At 37.1% G+C, this 2,190-nt stretch carries 2 protein-coding genes; both read right to left on the reverse strand.

Annotated features, from left to right (window positions below):
* Window positions 1-96 precede the first annotated feature (96 nt).
* The gene (locus PR675_RS12485; RefSeq protein WP_239686467.1) at window positions 97-780 is read right to left on the reverse strand and encodes a hypothetical protein; all 684 of its coding nucleotides are present in this window, start codon (window positions 778-780) and stop codon (window positions 97-99) included.
* Between the two features lie 246 nt (window positions 781-1,026).
* On the reverse strand, window positions 1,027-2,190 hold a 1,164-nt coding region (locus PR675_RS12490; RefSeq protein ID WP_272582755.1), incomplete at its 5' end, for a hypothetical protein.

Raw genomic sequence — 2,190 nt, forward strand, 5'->3', positions numbered from 1 at the left:
ACAAAATCATCATCTATACTGTCGTTTACTTTACATAGATCAGTCTTTGCATTTTTTATTTTTTTTCTGTATATTTTAGTACTCTATCAACTCTACTCATTTATCTAAATCCTCTAGGTAGTAAAAGAATGGGTATTTATTGTTTCCACCAACATTAAATTTATCATCAACTGCCACCGTTAATTTATAACCAACAATATTATTGATATTCAGCTCCTTAGAAATACTATTTAATAAGTCCAACTGTTTTTTATTTAAATTATAATCATTCCTTCCAAGTCTCATTGACTCTGTTGCTGCTTTTGAATGATCTCTTATATTTTTCAAGTAATCTTTTTGAGCTTCGCTTGCCTCACCTCCTTTTGGTGTTGAATTTGGCCCAAACTTATCCTTCATCGTCGTTTTGATTTCAAACGTAACCCACTCAGGTGGCGGTGGCTCAATTTTACAAATCAAGTCAATACCTTGACCTTTTGCATTTTGTAATGCTAGCATTTTTTCAGGAACAAAGCGTTTACCAAATAAAGGATTTAATTCATTTCCATCCTTATCAAGACGGGAAGATTTGTTGGCTAATGGGGCTTTACCATAACGCGTTTTCATAAACAACTTATCAAATAACGTGCCTTTTTTGATTTCATTGGCAACATGCTGCTCGCCGAGATACCCCACAAACTGCGCCATTTTCATGGAAGCAACCCCGTCATAAAACAAATCCGAGGTTAATACCTTTTGTAATTTATGCTCAGATTTTAAATTAAGTTCGATATGTCCTGTCACTCGGCGTCCAGCACCTTTCGGATTACCTTGTATACGTAGTACACATGTTCCATCTGGTTTTGGACCAAAACAAGTCACTATCGTATCATCAAAGTGCCGAGTAAAGGTTTTTTCCGACCACATTAAAGCGAGTAACAAGCATATTTGTTAATGATTTTACTGATTCCTCACTCACTATTTTTGCGGTAATCCCCTTAAGATAACCTTCTGTAAATTCGAAGAGTTTATCCATAATAGTCCTTTATTCTATTTATTTTGAGACACGTTATGTAATTTAGGTTCACCTTGAAAGGACTCTAAATAGAGTGTGCCTCCAATCCCCATACTTCCGACACTGGTAATAGCTTGTGTTTTAACCTTTTTACCAAAAAACATAAACAGGTTCATGGCATGATACGTCGTCACAAAACTATTAATATTACCCGTCAGAGAATCAAGATATTTCATGGAGTTTAACAGGACGTTATATCCTTCATCTTTGTTGTACCCCCACAAAGCCGTAGAATCTTCTATTAATTCATTCGTCGAAAAAATCACATTTAACCCATCGGCAAGCAAAGGGATCACTCTCGCACCATTTTTCACGGTTGTAATTGCTGCCCCCACCCCAAACGCTAAAAAGATTAAATCAACGACAATAGATTTTCCTAAGTTAATTTTTTCGTTAACTTTTTCTTCATTAATATCCCTAATAATACGTTTAACGATCGCTTCTGCTAATTCCTCATATTTTTTTATATAAACGTTTTTTGACTGGCTAGATAATAAATTATAAACCGTCGATTTAGGTGTCACTGCAATCGTCTTTAAACCTTTACGATAATCAACATCAGATATTGCTACATTGTCATAGCCTGTCATGATTTCATACCGTAACCCTGGATCAGGGTCTCCCTCTATTTCATGAAAGTCCTGTTTACCATGTGTTTTTTCCCGTGTAAGCTGAAAATCAAGTCGGTAATAACTTTTGGCAAATTTATAACGAATGCCGCGGTAAAAAAAATGTGCATCTTTAGGACGCTCTGCTGCAGGTATAAATGCCAACATAAAGCTTAAATACGACTCTGTTCCCTCTCCACCGTCAGGGCTAAAATGTGCTCTTATTGCATCTTGCAGTCGAGAATAACCCATGATCTCAGCGGCAAGTTGGCTTATTCTTGGCTCTACCGCATTATCTTGACTTTTTTGGTTGATCAGCGTCATGAATGTTTCAAAAGAAACTCCTGTCGGCATGGGCTCAGGCTCAATTTCATTAGGGCAACCTGCATTGTGCGTTTCCTCCCAAGCTTCATCAAAGGGGCTACGCGCCTCCGCATTGAAAGTATCAATGACTTGCTTATCATCCGATAACATCACACATGATTTAATACTGAGCTCACACGGTTGAGCGTCTATCGGATCACTAACAAG

The sequence above is a fragment of the Providencia sp. PROV261 genome (assembly GCF_028477945.1).
Lineage (GTDB): Bacteria > Pseudomonadota > Gammaproteobacteria > Enterobacterales > Enterobacteriaceae > Providencia > Providencia stuartii.